Source organism: Flavobacterium sp. TAB 87, from assembly GCF_001529295.1.
Taxonomy (GTDB): domain Bacteria; phylum Bacteroidota; class Bacteroidia; order Flavobacteriales; family Flavobacteriaceae; genus Flavobacterium.
Map to the genome: position 1 here is coordinate 1 of NZ_LLWK01000022.1, position 13,531 is coordinate 13,531.

At 33.4% G+C, this 13,531-nt stretch carries 11 protein-coding genes; 5 read left to right on the forward strand and 6 right to left on the reverse strand.

Features of this window, described 5'->3' with window-relative positions; genetic code table 11:
* Positions 1–848: 848 nt before the first annotated feature.
* On the reverse strand, positions 849–1,640 hold the full coding sequence (locus tag AP058_RS00775) for an EcsC family protein (protein WP_066305684.1): 792 nt from the start codon (positions 1,638–1,640) through the stop codon (positions 849–851).
* 1,140 nt (positions 1,641–2,780) lie between these two features.
* Between AP058_RS00775 and AP058_RS00780 the strand changes: the two genes are divergently transcribed.
* A complete protein-coding gene (locus AP058_RS00780; RefSeq protein WP_066305694.1) occupies positions 2,781–3,818 on the forward strand; it encodes a YafY family protein in 1,038 nt (345 codons plus the stop codon).
* An 88-nt stretch (positions 3,819–3,906) separates the two neighbouring features.
* On the opposite strand, the gene AP058_RS00785 is transcribed toward AP058_RS00780, so the two are convergent.
* The 5 genes from AP058_RS00785 to AP058_RS16790 all read right to left on the reverse strand — a co-directional run bounded on the left by AP058_RS00785 (position 3,907) and on the right by AP058_RS16790 (position 6,659).
* The gene (locus AP058_RS00785; RefSeq protein WP_066305696.1) at positions 3,907–4,941 is read right to left on the reverse strand and encodes a nucleotidyl transferase AbiEii/AbiGii toxin family protein; all 1,035 of its coding nucleotides are present in this window, start codon (positions 4,939–4,941) and stop codon (positions 3,907–3,909) included.
* Positions 4,934–5,545 carry a DUF6088 family protein gene (locus AP058_RS00790; protein ID WP_066305698.1) on the reverse strand — a complete coding sequence of 204 codons (612 nt, stop codon included), beginning with the start codon at positions 5,543–5,545 and terminating at the stop codon, positions 4,934–4,936. The genes AP058_RS00785 and AP058_RS00790 overlap by 8 nt, the downstream gene beginning before the upstream one ends.
* Before the next feature lie 212 nt (positions 5,546–5,757).
* On the reverse strand, positions 5,758–5,967 hold the full coding sequence (locus AP058_RS00795) for a hypothetical protein (protein WP_066305702.1): 210 nt from the start codon (positions 5,965–5,967) through the stop codon (positions 5,758–5,760).
* Positions 5,948–6,313 carry an IS3 family transposase gene (locus tag AP058_RS00800; RefSeq protein ID WP_197413358.1) on the reverse strand — a complete coding sequence of 122 codons (366 nt, stop codon included), beginning with the start codon at positions 6,311–6,313 and terminating at the stop codon, positions 5,948–5,950. The genes AP058_RS00795 and AP058_RS00800 overlap by 20 nt, the downstream gene beginning before the upstream one ends.
* Positions 6,314–6,491: 178 nt before the next feature.
* Positions 6,492–6,659: a hypothetical protein gene (locus AP058_RS16790; protein WP_157492545.1), complete on the reverse strand. Its 168-nt coding sequence runs from the start codon at positions 6,657–6,659 to the stop codon at positions 6,492–6,494.
* Positions 6,660–6,752: 93 nt separating this feature from the next.
* Here AP058_RS16790 and AP058_RS00810 point away from each other — a divergent pair, with 93 nt between their 5' ends.
* The 4 genes from AP058_RS00810 (at position 6,753) to AP058_RS00825 (ending at position 13,530) form a co-directional block, all read left to right on the forward strand.
* The gene (locus AP058_RS00810; RefSeq protein ID WP_066305703.1) at positions 6,753–7,121 is read left to right on the forward strand and encodes a hypothetical protein; all 369 of its coding nucleotides are present in this window, start codon (positions 6,753–6,755) and stop codon (positions 7,119–7,121) included.
* Between the two features lie 153 nt (positions 7,122–7,274).
* Entirely contained in the window at positions 7,275–8,144 is an 870-nt protein-coding gene (locus tag AP058_RS00815) for a DUF3347 domain-containing protein (RefSeq protein ID WP_066305705.1), read from the forward strand.
* A 369-nt stretch (positions 8,145–8,513) separates the two neighbouring features.
* Complete coding sequence (locus AP058_RS00820) at positions 8,514–12,338, forward strand: efflux RND transporter permease subunit (RefSeq protein WP_066305706.1); 3,825 nt, start codon at positions 8,514–8,516, stop codon at positions 12,336–12,338.
* The gene (locus AP058_RS00825; RefSeq protein WP_066305708.1) at positions 12,331–13,530 is read left to right on the forward strand and encodes a TolC family protein; all 1,200 of its coding nucleotides are present in this window, start codon (positions 12,331–12,333) and stop codon (positions 13,528–13,530) included. The genes AP058_RS00820 and AP058_RS00825 overlap by 8 nt, the downstream gene beginning before the upstream one ends.
* Position 13,531 lies beyond the last annotated feature (1 nt).

A 13,531-nucleotide genomic window follows, 5' to 3' on the forward strand; every position in this document is an offset into this window, starting at 1 on the left:
GTAATTGGGGACTTGTTATTTCCACCTCTCTTGCCAGTTCTGATACATTTGTTCTCTCATCACTTAATTAAAAACTTTCTCTTAAATTTTACGGATTACATTTAAGGTTATTTCTTGACCTTTTATGATTTTTTAATTAGTACGTACAAATTTTTCATTGACTAATTCACATTCCCAAAAACAGATAAATCCCCAACAAGACATCCAAACCAAATTCATAAAGCCAATGAAAGATAATATCTACATATAATAAGCCAATAGCTTTAAATCCTCCATAAAAAGGTGCGTAATTTGTCCTTTTGGGGTCACTAGAGTTTATAAGGGTTCCAAGAGATTGGAACCCTTTTTTGTTTTTAGTGTTCACACTATATTCACACTTTTTCAAAATTAAGGTTTAAATATTTCTATTTATTCTCACCAATTATTCAATCCCGATTTACATACTGTAAAATATCTTTTTCTTTTTCAACTACATTTACTACACTTACTACATCTTTATAAATTTTCTATCAGTGAAATGAAAAAGTAGATTGAGGGCTATACATACCTATTTAACGCTTGATAGTTAATTATAGAAGATATTAAGAGATGTTATTAGTTTAATATAAAGTAATTCGGAAATAACTTTTGGCTCTTTAAAAAGCCTAAAAAGTTATTCTGAATTTGGCTATCAATGCTTAATTTTAAAAATAAATTTAATACTTAGTTAATCTAGTTGATCCTGTATTGCTAGAATTGAGAAATTTATCCATTGTACGATCTAATTTTCGCAAAAAAATACAAAACAGCATCAGATTGTGTGCTCACCTTGTGGGGCTCTTCAGCTGTTATTAGAATTTATTTATAAATTATCCAAGATTAGGTAATTCATCATATATTTGTCTTGTTTGTTCTTTTCCATAAAATCTTTCAAATTTTCGAATAATAAAATGGCCTGTTGCCATATCTTGAAAATGATTGATAAAAATAGTATTGATTAGGACTCCACCCGCAGCTCCAACTAAAGGAACGGCTTGTGCAGCAGCTTTTTCAGAAATTTGAATGCTAAATCTTTCGGCTACTTTTGTTAATAATCGTAAGATTATGGGTAAGCCTTCTTCTGTAAGACCTTTCACAGTAATATATTCAGCGGATTCAGAGACTGTTCTTGCTAAAAGTGTCCGTACGGCAAAATAGCCACTTTCAGTGCAATCATCCGTTTTCAAATTGCCTCCAAGTGCAAAGACTTCTAAACAGGCTAGTTTTGTTTCCATATTTGAGATGGATTCCCCATGCGAACGGGCAATTTCGGCAATAGAACGAAGCATTATTGTCGTAGATACTGGAACCTCAATCGCTAAAGCTGGAAGACCAAAAAATCCGCCAAGACCACCAGATACAGCAACACCCAATTTATGCCAATTATTTGAAGATGCTTTACCAGGCACATTATTAATTGTAAATATGGCCGCTTCAGAAGCCTTTAGTAAAGCAGCTTCTGTAATTGTTCCAATTTTTTTCTGCCAGTTTTTGGGCAATTTTTCTAATCCCATTTCAAGTGGTTTCCCAATATAATTAGTAATTTTGGCTGCCATTCCAGGATTTTCCACTAAATTTTTAGCTAATTGTAGTTCACTTATTGCGGAGTCAGGTAGTGTCATTTTCTTTTATTTCTCAGATTTGTTAATTTTAATCTATAAGTTGCTCTATTGGAGAAAAAATAATTAGTTTCAATTTCCATAATACGATAGATCAACTTATATTCGGTTATATTTTATGATGATTATGATTGAAATTATACGATCAAGCTTTAGTAATGCTGTAATTAAATTTTAGTTATTTTTGATTAATGCGCTTTTGTAAAAAAACACATTAATCAAGGTTAGACAATCTTCACCGAATAAATCGAGACTATTTACTAAGGATTTTTAAAATAGCTTTAAATGCATCTGCAATTATATCTATCAAATCTTCCTGATCAGAATTCTTCATATCAAAATGAATTAGGTTAAACAATTATTTATATTGATTTGGTTTGTTTTTAATTTTCATTACAAAATATCTGGCAAGTATGCAAAACAGGTGTACAGAAAAAATTATAATTTTAAATGTAGTAAATAATTTTATTGCACCTTTAAATCTTATTTGGCTATCATTAAATTTGGAAAGATTCGTTTTTTGATTAATGTGTTTTATAAAAAACACATTAATCAAGGTTAGACAATATTCACCGAATAAATCGAAACTATTTACTAAGGATTTTTAAAATAGCTTTAATTGCATCTGCAATTATATCTATCAAATCTTCCTGATCAGAATTCTTCATATCAAAATGAATTAGGTTAAACAATTATTTATATTGATTTGGTTTGTTTTTAATTTTCATTACAAAATATCTGGCAAGTATGCAAAACAGGTGTACAGAAAAAATTATAATTTTAAATGTAGTAAATAATTTTATTGCACCTTTAAATCTTATTTGGCTATCATTAAATTTGGAAAGATTCGTTTTTTGATTAATGTGTTTTATAAAAAACACATTAATCAAGGTTAGACAATATTCACCGAATAAATCGAAACTATTTACTAAGGATTTTTAAAATAGCTTTAATTGCATCTGCAATTATATCTATCAAATCTTCCTGATCAGAATTCTTCATATCAAAATGAATTAGGTTAAACAATTATTTATATTAAATTGACTTTCTTTTTATTTTCATTACAAAGATACTCGGCAAGTATGCAAAACAAGTGCACAGAAAAAATTATATTTACAGCAGCTAAAAGATAACTTTACATATATGACACGAAAAATAAGTCCATCGACACGTCACAGGATATTAGATAGTTGTTTTAGAAACTTTAAAAGGGAATTTACTTTAGACACGTTACTTAAAGATGTAAATAATCAATTGATCGAATTTAATCGTGCTGCAGATAATAAGGAAATTGAAAGAGATTGTATAAATAAACGTCAATTGCAGTATGATATCGCATTTATGAAAAGTGAGAAAGGGTATTCTATTAAGTTGGAAGATTTATTTGAAGGTAAAAAAAGAATTTTTCGCTATACTGACATAAATTATTCTATTCGAAATGCTCCTTTAAACGATGGAGATATTGAACAACTTCAAGCCGCTATTCAAGTGCTCTCACAGTTTGAGGGAATGCCACAGTTTGATGGAATTCAAGAGATTATAGCGAAATTAAAAACTGATTTGAAAGTGTCAACTGATGAGAAACCGTTTATTGGTTTTGACAGTTCTCAAGATTTAAAAGGAATTGAACATTTTAGTATTCTTTATAATGCCGTTCAAAATAAAACGGCCTTGGAAATTACTTACCAAGGTTTTAATTCAGAAGAAGCTAGTACTTATATTTTTCATCCACATTATCTTAAAGAATATAATAATCGGTGGTTTTTATTTGGTTTTCATCCAGAAAGCTTCAAATGGGACTGGAATGTTGCTATTGATAGAATTGTTTCTGTAATAAATAGTCCTGTACCTTTTACTATAAATGAAACTATCGACTGGCGAGAGTATTTTAGTGATATGATTGGTGTGAGCAAACCAGAAAATGAACCCATAGAAGAGGTGGTTTTACATTTCAATCAACTCACCGGAAAGTATATGGCCAATAAGTCCATACATGAAACTCAAAAGCATAAATGGATTGGTGAAAACACACTAGAGTTAAAAATTAAAGTAATCCTAAATTATGAATTAGAACGGATGATTTTGAGTTATGGTGAAAGTGTAAAGGTAATTGCACCGGCTCATCTACAAGATAAAATTATGAACCGATTGAAATCAGGGGTTAAACAATATGAAGATTAAGCTGCAAAACCTCTTTCTATTTGTGCTAATTCTTCGAAACTATCAAGTTTCTTTTTTATCATGAAAAATAGTTTTTCGGAATTTATGGTCACTCCTGGTTAGGCATAGCAAACATAGTTTGCATTTTCCAATTCAGATTGTTTATTTCAGTTCGTAAAAGTTTAAGTTCTTGGATTAATTCTTCAAATGTTGGTGCATCACCGTAAATCATTTCTGAAAGCATTGTGTTGTAATCTGCTTCCCACGCTTTTATTACTTCATTTGGTGGAATTGGATTGATGGATTCTGGTTGATGCAAGTTGTAATTTACTTTGCTAATTCTAGTGAAATTGTATCTGTGTTTTACAATGGTTTCGTACAATTCAGTATCGTTTACTGCGTTTTGTTTTATTTCGGTTTTTGAGAGTTGGTACACATCGTATAAATGTCTGCTTAATCTTTCTACTCGGATTGCTTGTGTTGGTTTGCTGAATTCTTCGTGTAATAGAAAAATTTTCTCCAAAAATGTCCTTTCTGGCAGCACTGTTGGTATCTGTATTGCTGGCATTGCGAAACTTGCCTGTGGGTAGTATTGGTCAACTAGTGTATTGAATTCTACTATTTTTAGTGGTTCTCTTAAGGATCGGCAGCCTATTTCGATTTGCACTTTGGGTTGTATGTACCCAACTGATTCTATTACGTTTGGATAATAAAGCAGGATTATTTTTGGGTCTTGGTCGGATTCTTGTGTGTTTATTATATCCCAAGTCACATTGCCAAATCCTTTTTCTGCCATTCTTTCTTTAAGTTCTGGATAAAAAGTATTCGTAATGTATTGATTGGCTGCTTTACGTAAAGCTGTAATGTCTTTTTTCTTTAATTGTCCTTCAAAACCTAAAAACTTTGGATCTATAGCTAAATCGACATCTTCAGAAAAACGGTCTATCAAGCCCCAAGCTTTACTTAATGATGTTCCGCCTTTGAATACTAAATATTTGCCCACGCTCATTTCAAAAATAGCGGCTAATACTTGTACTACCCACCAATCTTTCTCAACGGCTGCAACAGCTATTCCTGTCTTTTCGCTTATTTGTGTATAGGCGTTTACTTTTGTGCTATCCGGTGTTTTTAACCAATTACTCATTATTTATTGTAGTTTGTGCTTGTCGCATTATTATTCTTATCCATTCTGGAGCCAATTTTATGTCGTGTTCTAAACGGTATGGCTCCTCTTTTTTAAGTTGCTTGATTATGATTTCTATTTCGTGTTCGTATAGTTTATCCTTGCCTATTTCTTTTGCCGCTTGAATTACTAAACCACTGATTTTACCAATTGTGGCTAAACTTTTTGGTGCTGTTTTTTTAAATACTATTTTTCGTTTTCCAATTGTAATTTTTCGAGCTGCACCGTCTGTAAGATATACAACGTTCATCGGAACTTGTGTAGAAAGACCGAGTGCGTTTAGTGCCATACTGCCCGTTGGAATGATGCGTGCTTTATCTCTTTTGGCAATGGCTTGTGCAATAGCTTCTGTAGATGGATATAGTGTTCCTAATTCTGGATGAGTTTGTAAACGTGCATAAATACCACGAGCTACTCTTGTGATTTCTTGTTTTTTAACTAATCTTTCTAATGCTTTGGCTATTGTTTTTGAGGTACCAAAAGCTAAAAAATATTCAGTAAAAAACAGCGCCCCCCCCTTGGCTTTTTTTATTTTAGCAATTACTTTATCATCAGTGCTTTGCATAGTATTTTTTATTTATTTTTGTCGCAAATATAGGGTATATTTGCGACAAAAATAGTGTTGCATTAAACTTAAATATTTTTTTACTTATAAACTACAAAACACATTTTGTTATTAGAAATGAAATTAGCGAAATGAAGCAAACAAATATGTGAGTTTAGGAATACTTGGACTAAACGATGATTTTGTGCAGCTGAATGAGATAATTAAATATACTAATCTAAATACATTTTTATACGAAATGCTAGTTTTTTAGCTTTGCAATCGGGGTAGTAATTCCCTTCTTCGTTAAAATATAGATCAAAATTATTGAATCCTTTATCATTATAATTATCGCTTTTTAGTTCATCATTTGAATAAAACACATACTTCCCTAAGTCTTTATGGTCGAAATAATTTACGTTTTCAAATTCTAAGGTTCCCATCCGAAACCCAAACTTTTGAAGGCATTTTTACAATAAACTCTCTATTTAATACATTTTCGACAACTAAATAATTATGATTTGAGTTGGTTGTAACTTTGAACTTTTTGCTTAATTTACTTCGCAAGCCAAGTTCTTTCATATATTTTGCAACTGTAATTAGTGAAACTTTATAACCTAAATGCTGTAATTCCAATGTTATTCTAGGACTTCCATATCTTTGTTTCGCTGCAAAATAAATCAATGTTATCTGTTCTTTTAAAATAATTTTTAGCTGTCGTCTTGCGGTAATTGATTGTTTTTTCCATCGGTAATAACTTCCACTACTCACTTGTAGAACTTTGCACATTTTTTTAATCGGGAATACTTGTTCATTGTTTTTAATGAAACTATAAATCATCGACCGCTCATGGAAAAAATGCCGATTGTTTTTTTTAATATATCACGTTCTAACTCGGAATCCTTGAGTCTTTTCTCCATTTCGCGGATTTTTTCTTGCTCGGGAGTGAGTTTTAAATTTCCTTTCCCTAGAAAACTTCCTTCTCCAAATTCCTCGAACTTTTGCGGTCTGTATGTAATTGGGGACTTGTTATTTCCACCTCTCTTGCCAGTTCTGATACATTTGTTCTCTCATAACTCAATTGAACGGCTTTTTCTTTAAAAGCTTTGTCATAAATTTTGCGGACTTCTTCCATAGGCTAAAATTAAGATTATTTCTTAACTTTCTGTGTAGGCTAAGTTAGCATGTCCGATAAAATTTTATTACTTTTGATTAATATAAACTCCAAATGAAAAAATTTCACATTTTATTAATAGTTCTATTTGGCTTCTTACTGATGCCAACTTCAACTATTGCTTGTGAAAATAATTCCTCAAAAAAATCCTGCGATAAAGAGATGTCGTCTTCAATTGAAAAGAAAGATTGTTGCGATAATAATTCTCATTCAAACGGTAAAAATCACAACGGTTGTAATGGTAAATGTGGACACGCTTTATGTAGTAGCACCTCCGTAAACATTGGAATTACATCTGCAGTACAATTTGAAATTCAAGATGATATTTTTAATTTTTCTACTGAAAAACAAAAATTTCATCAATCAGTATCCTTCACTTCTGCTGGTTACTCTTCAATCTGGCTTATTCCTAAAATAGGATAAATCTAATCTTTGACAGCCAATAGTGCGTCAAAATTAAAGCAAATCATCCTTTAAAATCATTTTTTTCTCAGCTTTTTAAAATTATTAAATATTGGCGTCATTGCTATTATTTAGTTAAGCTCTAGCCTGTTTCAACTTCAAATTATTTTCACAATGAACTCACTAAAAAAAATGGTGACAGCAATAATCCTATTGTTGTCAGCCACAATTTCTAATGCGCAAATTAAAAATGCACAAACTGAAACCACTAAAATATTTGGAAACTGCGATATGTGTAAATCCACAATAGAAAAAGCAGGTAACATTAATAAAGTAGCCAAAGTGGATTGGAATAAAGACACTAAACTGGCTGTTTTAACTTATGATTCGCAAAAAACAAATCCAGATGAAATACTAAAACGTATCGCTCTAGCAGGTTACGACAGTGAAAAATTTCTTGCGCCTGATTCAGCTTACAACACACTTCACGGTTGTTGTCAATACGACCGAGCGGCCAAAACTAAAGTTACAGTGGTAGAACCTAAAATGGATATGAACCAAAATGCGCATTCTAACCACACTGGCGCAACAACTTCTGAACAACAAATAGTGAGTCCATTAACGGCAACTTTCGACAATTACTTCTTATTGAAAGATGCATTAACGAATACGGACAGCAAAACTGCTTCAAATGCTTCAAAAGTGATACTAACTTCCTTAAGTGATGTAAAAATGGACGCGCTATCAATGGATGTTCACATGGCTTTTATGCAAGTGTTGAAAGATTTAAAGGTCGATTCCAAGGGTATTTCTGAAACACAGGACATCAAAAAACAAAGAACATTGTTCCTCTCTCTATCAAAAAACATGTACAGTTTAATAAAAGTTTCCAAATATGAAACTCCAGTTTATTATCAATTTTGTCCGATGGCAAATGGAGGAAAAGGAGCCAATTGGTTAAGCAAAGAAAACAATATCAAAAACCCATATTACGGCTCACAAATGATAAGCTGTGGTAAGACAGTAGAAACTATAATTAATTAAAACTTTTGGCACTAACCAAAACCAATAGTATGAGTATTGTGAACTGCATGGTAATGGTAAAACGGATTATTGGATAAGCAACGTGAAAGAGATTATAAATCCATACAAAGTAATGCATCAGTGTGGAAGTACTCATAAGACTAACCATTCTCCATAGGAAGAGCGCAGAAATGAATTAATTACTAAGTCGTGAAAATAATTCAACAAAAACTGTACTCAAAATAATATGGTCTAAAGCCTACTACTACTAATGATATTCATTGTTTTGAATCGTAATGCCGAACTGCTTTACTATTACAAAAGACATTTTAAGTTTAGTTACAGTAATCATAAATAAGGTCCTATAAGTAGGCTTTTTACACAAAGTATATGTTAAATAAAATAATAAAATATTTCCTAGAAAACAGATTAGTAACTGTGTTGATTCTTGCAGTTGTAATTGTATGGGGTATTGCCACGGCTCCTTTTAAATGGAACATTCCATTTATCCCATCTGACCCAGTGTCTGTTGATGCAATTCCAGACATTGGAGAAAATCAACAAATTGTGTTTACGCAATGGCAAGGTCGTTCTCCGCAAGATATCGAAGACCAAATATCGTATCCTTTGACCACTTATATGCTGGGCATTCCAGGCGTAAAGTCGGTTCGAAGTAATTCTATTTTTGGTTTCTCCAGCATTTATATCATATTCGACGACGACATCGAATTTTATTGGTCACGCTCTAGAATACTTGAAAAACTAAACTCACTACCTAGTAGCCTTTTACCTGAAAATGTAAAACCATCGTTAGGTCCAGATGCAACTGCTTTAGGGCAAGTATACTGGTACACTGTTGAAGGTCGAGATAAAGACGGGAATCCAACCGGTGGTTGGGATTTGCAAGAAATTAGAACGGCACAGGATTTCTATATAAAATATGGTATAAATGCCGTAAAAGGTGTTTCTGAAGTCGCATCAATTGGTGGATTTGTTAAAGAATATCAAGTAGATGTGAATCCAGATGCATTGAAAGCCTACAATATAAGTTTGATGCAGGTAATGACCGCCGTCCAAAAATCAAACAAAGATGTTGGTGCAAAAACAATTGAAATTAACCAAGCCGAATATTTAGTCAGAGGTTTAGGGTATGTCAAAAAGGTAGAAGACATTGAATTAGCAGTCGTAGCTGTGAAAGATAATGTGCCTATTCGTATTAAAGATATTGGTGTAGTTGCATTAGGCCCAGAAACGAGAAGAGGTATTTTAGACAAAGGTGGTGCTGAAGCTGTTGGAGGTGTTGTAATTGCACGTTACGGTTCTAATCCATTAGAGGTAATTAATGGTGTCAAAACAAAAATTAGCGAAATAGCATCCGGATTGCCGAAAAAAACTTTAGCAAATGGTGTCGTAAGTCAACTCACTATTATTCCCTTTTACGACCGTACAGAATTAATCCACGAAACAATTGGCACGTTAGAAACTGCTCTTTCACACGAAGTTTTAATCAGTATAATAGTTGTTTTACTTTTAGTTTTTAATTTAAGAGCTTCTTTAATTATTTCAAGTCTTCTTCCCGTTGGTGTACTATTAACCTTTATAGTGATGCGCTATGCTGGTGTGGATGCCAATGTAGTTGCGCTTTCAGGAATTGCGATTGCTATTGGAGTAATGGTTGATGTTGGAATTATATTTGTTGAAAATATAATTAGGCACCTAGAGATGCCAGAAAACAAAGGGGTCAGTGGTGCAAAATTAATGCAGGTAATCTATGAAGCCACTACCGAAGTTGTTTCGGCAATTACAACTGCTTTAGCCACAACAGTAGTCAGTTTTATTCCTGTCTTTATGATGGAATCTGCCGAAGGGAAATTATTTAGACCTTTAGCATTTACTAAAACATTCGCGTTGTTGGGTGCTTTTGTTTTAGGTTTAGTAGTACTGCCTTCTTTAGCTAACTATATTTTTGGAATTGATTTCGATAAGAAAAGAGTGAAACGTTTTTGGGGATATGTATTCATTTCCATAGGAATATTATTAAGTATCTATTTTAAGATTTGGCTTCCACTAGCCTTGACTTTGATGGGTATTTATGACCTCTTCAATCAAAGAATACCTGAAAAATATCAGTCCTACACTAAACATTTTAATTTAGTACTCGTCCTGTTCATTATTTCCTTCTTTCTAACACAAGAATGGATGCCTTTAGGCCCACAAATTAGTGTAATAGGGAATTATCTATTTGTAATTGTACTTTTAGGAATTATTCTTTCTGCACTATTGGCGATTGTTAAGTATTATGAACCTGTATTAAGATGGTGTCTTGAAAACAAAGGAAAATTCTTGATGCTTCCACTAGTTACATTACTGTTTGGAATTATAATATGGATAGGTTTTGACAGCACATTTGGAGTGGTGGCAAAAGGTTTTGATAAATTAGGATTCAATATTAGAAACACTAAAATTTGGTCGACACCTTCGCATGCCTTTCCAGGAATAGGTTCTGAATTTATGCCAACTTTGAATGAGGGAAGTTATTTATTAATGCCCACCTCAATGCCACATGCCGGTGTGGAACAAAATAGAAAGGTAGTTGGCCAACTCGATATGATTCTAAATCATATTCCCGAAGTGGATATGGCTGTTGGTAAATTAGGTCGTGTGGAAAGTGCATTAGACCCCGCACCGATTTCTATGTATGAGAATATTATCAATTACAAGCCTGAATATATTTTGGATGATAAAGGCCATCGAATGCGATTCAAAACAGACGATGACAATCGATTTATTACTAAATCGGGAGACAGTTTGACGCATGATGAAGCTTTAAAACAAGCCATTACAATTAAAAATCTAATCCAAGATGACGACGGCACGTTCTATCGAAATTGGCGTGACATCATTAAATCTCCAGATGATATTTGGAATGAAATTGTAAAAGCGTCAAAAATTCCAGGAGTGACATCCGCTCCAAAACTGCAACCTATTGAAACGCGTTTAGTAATGCTTCAAACGGGAATGCGAGCTCCCATGGGGATAAAAGTTTTTGGTCCAGATTTAAAAACCATTGAAGAGTTTGGATTGCGACTCGAATCCATTATTAAGGAAGTTCCATCCGTTAAGAGAGAAGCCGTATTTGCAGATAGAATTGTAGGAAAACCTTATTTACATCTGAACATCGACCGCGAAAAAATTGCTCGGTTTGGCTTGAATGTAGAAGATATCCAGCAAACCATAGAAACAGCTATTGGAGGAATGAAAATAGCTTCTACAGTTGAAGGACGAGAACGCTATCCAATAAGAGTCCGTTATCCACGAGAATTAAGAGACAGTCCAGAAGCTTTGGGTAAAATTTTAGTAGCTACTCCTACAGGTGCACAAATTCCTTTAGGACAATTGGTACAATTTGAATACAAAAAAGGACCACAAGCCATCAAAAGTGAAGACACTTTTTTAGTAGGATTTGTACTGTTTGATAAAAACGATGGCTATGCAGAAGTGGATGTTGTAAATGATGCACAAAAAGCAATACAAGCTAAAATTGATTCGGGTGCATTAAAAGTTCCTCAAGGGATTAACTACAAATTTTCAGGAACGTATGAGAACCAAATTCGTGCAATGAAAAGGCTTTCTATTGTAATACCAATCTGTTTAGGTGTGATTTTCCTATTGCTGTATTTCCAGTTCAAAACAATCATCGCTTCTTCCATTCACTTTTCGGGCGTATTTGTGGCTTTTGCAGGTGGTTTTATAATGCTGTGGCTCTACGGTCAGGATTGGTTTATGAATTTTGCAGTTGCAGACGTCAACATGCGCGATTTATTTCAAATGCATCCCATCAATTTAAGTGTCGCGGTATGGGTTGGTTTTATTGCATTATTCGGAATTGCAACAGATGATGGTGTAATTATGGGTTCTTATATTCATCAAGTTTTTGAAGAAAAAAATCCACAAACGGTAACAGAAGTGCGTAACGCCGTTGTTGAAGCCGGTAAAATGCGAGTGCGACCTGCAGTAATGACTGCAGCGACAACGATTATTGCCCTACTTCCAGTCTTAACCTCAACAGGTAAAGGTTCTGACATTATGATACCCATGGCAATTCCAACATTCGGTGGTATGACCATTCAAATCATGACCATGTTTGTAGTGCCGGTGTTACAGGCGTATTGGAGAGAAACGGTTATTAAAAATAAAGAAAAAAGAAATGCGTAAAATACTAATTATACCACTGCTACTTATTGCTTTCAACGTTAAAGCGCAATCTATCAATGAATTTTATACCATTGCGTCGGAAAATAATCCGGAACTAAAAGCAAAGTACAAAGAGTTTGAGGCTTCACTGCAAAAAGTGACACAAGTAAGCGCCTTACCTGACCCAAGTCTTACAATGGAGTATCTCGTTTCACCAGCATCTCCTGAAAACATGCGACTGACCTTGTCACAAATGTTTCCTTGGTTTGGCACTTTAAAAGCGCAGAAAAATGCTTCAACCTTATTGGCAGAAAGTAAATACCAAGCTTTTTTGAACTCAAAAAGCCAGTTGTTTTATCAAGTCGCGACTGTTTACTATCCTTTGTACGAACTAAATAAAATGAAAAACATCGAGCAAGAAAACATTAAGATTTTAGAATCCTACAAGAATATTGCTAATGCAAAATTTCAAAATGGAACTACAGGATTAGTGGATGTTTTGCGGGTAGATATTATGATTAAGGAATCGCAAACTAATTTGGAAATTTTAAACAAACAAGAACCTGCTCTTAAATCATGGCTCAACAGCATACTCAACAGAAAGTATGATGAAAAAATCGAAATGGTGCAAGAACTCAATGTGATTGAATTACCTCTTGGATACCGCAAGGAATCTATCGCGACAAACCCGCTGCTGCAAGAGTTGGAATTGAAAAAGCGAGCTTCAGAAGTAGGAATTGAAATAGCCAGAAAACAAGGTTTACCAAATTTTGGTATTGGAGTAGAATACGTTTTTATGGGTAGCGGTATGAATAATGAAGGAAAAGACATGATTATGCCAATGTTAACGGTCAGTTTACCCATTTTTAGAAAGAAGTATAATGCAGCAGTGAGCGAAGCTAAATTAATGCAAGAAAGCTATTCTTTTCAAAAAGAAGCCAGTGAAAACAAACTGAATGGGACGTACTACAAACTTGTTTTTGAATTAGAGAAAGAACGTGATTTACTTAAATTATATGAAGGGCAAGTAACAACACTCTCTAAAAGTTTAAACTTGCTGTTCTCCTATTACAGCAATTCAAACAAAGATTTTGAAGAAGTCTTGCGGATGCAACAAGAATTATTGAAGTATCAAAAAATGCAGCTGTCAAGTACAAGTACTTTTTACATCAAATTAGCTGAATTGGATTATTTAACAGCAAAACAATTTTAAT

Coding starts and splice junctions, on each gene's coding strand:
- AP058_RS00815 (WP_066305705.1), top strand. CDS start 7,275: ATGAACTCACTAAAAAAAATGGTGACAGCAATAATCCTATTGTTGTCA.
- AP058_RS00810 (WP_066305703.1), top strand. CDS start 6,753: ATGAAAAAATTTCACATTTTATTAATAGTTCTATTTGGCTTCTTACTG.
- AP058_RS16790 (WP_157492545.1), bottom strand. CDS start 6,659: ATGGAAGAAGTCCGCAAAATTTATGACAAAGCTTTTAAAGAAAAAGCC.
- AP058_RS00825 (WP_066305708.1), top strand. CDS start 12,331: ATGCGTAAAATACTAATTATACCACTGCTACTTATTGCTTTCAACGTT.
- AP058_RS00790 (WP_066305698.1), bottom strand. CDS start 5,545: ATGCAAAGCACTGATGATAAAGTAATTGCTAAAATAAAAAAAGCCAAG.
- AP058_RS00820 (WP_066305706.1), top strand. CDS start 8,514: ATGTTAAATAAAATAATAAAATATTTCCTAGAAAACAGATTAGTAACT.
- AP058_RS00785 (WP_066305696.1), bottom strand. CDS start 4,941: ATGAGTAATTGGTTAAAAACACCGGATAGCACAAAAGTAAACGCCTAT.
- AP058_RS00775 (WP_066305684.1), bottom strand. CDS start 1,640: ATGACACTACCTGACTCCGCAATAAGTGAACTACAATTAGCTAAAAAT.
- AP058_RS00780 (WP_066305694.1), top strand. CDS start 2,781: ATGACACGAAAAATAAGTCCATCGACACGTCACAGGATATTAGATAGT.
- AP058_RS00800 (WP_197413358.1), bottom strand. CDS start 6,313: ATGTGCAAAGTTCTACAAGTGAGTAGTGGAAGTTATTACCGATGGAAA.
- AP058_RS00795 (WP_066305702.1), bottom strand. CDS start 5,967: ATGGGAACCTTAGAATTTGAAAACGTAAATTATTTCGACCATAAAGAC.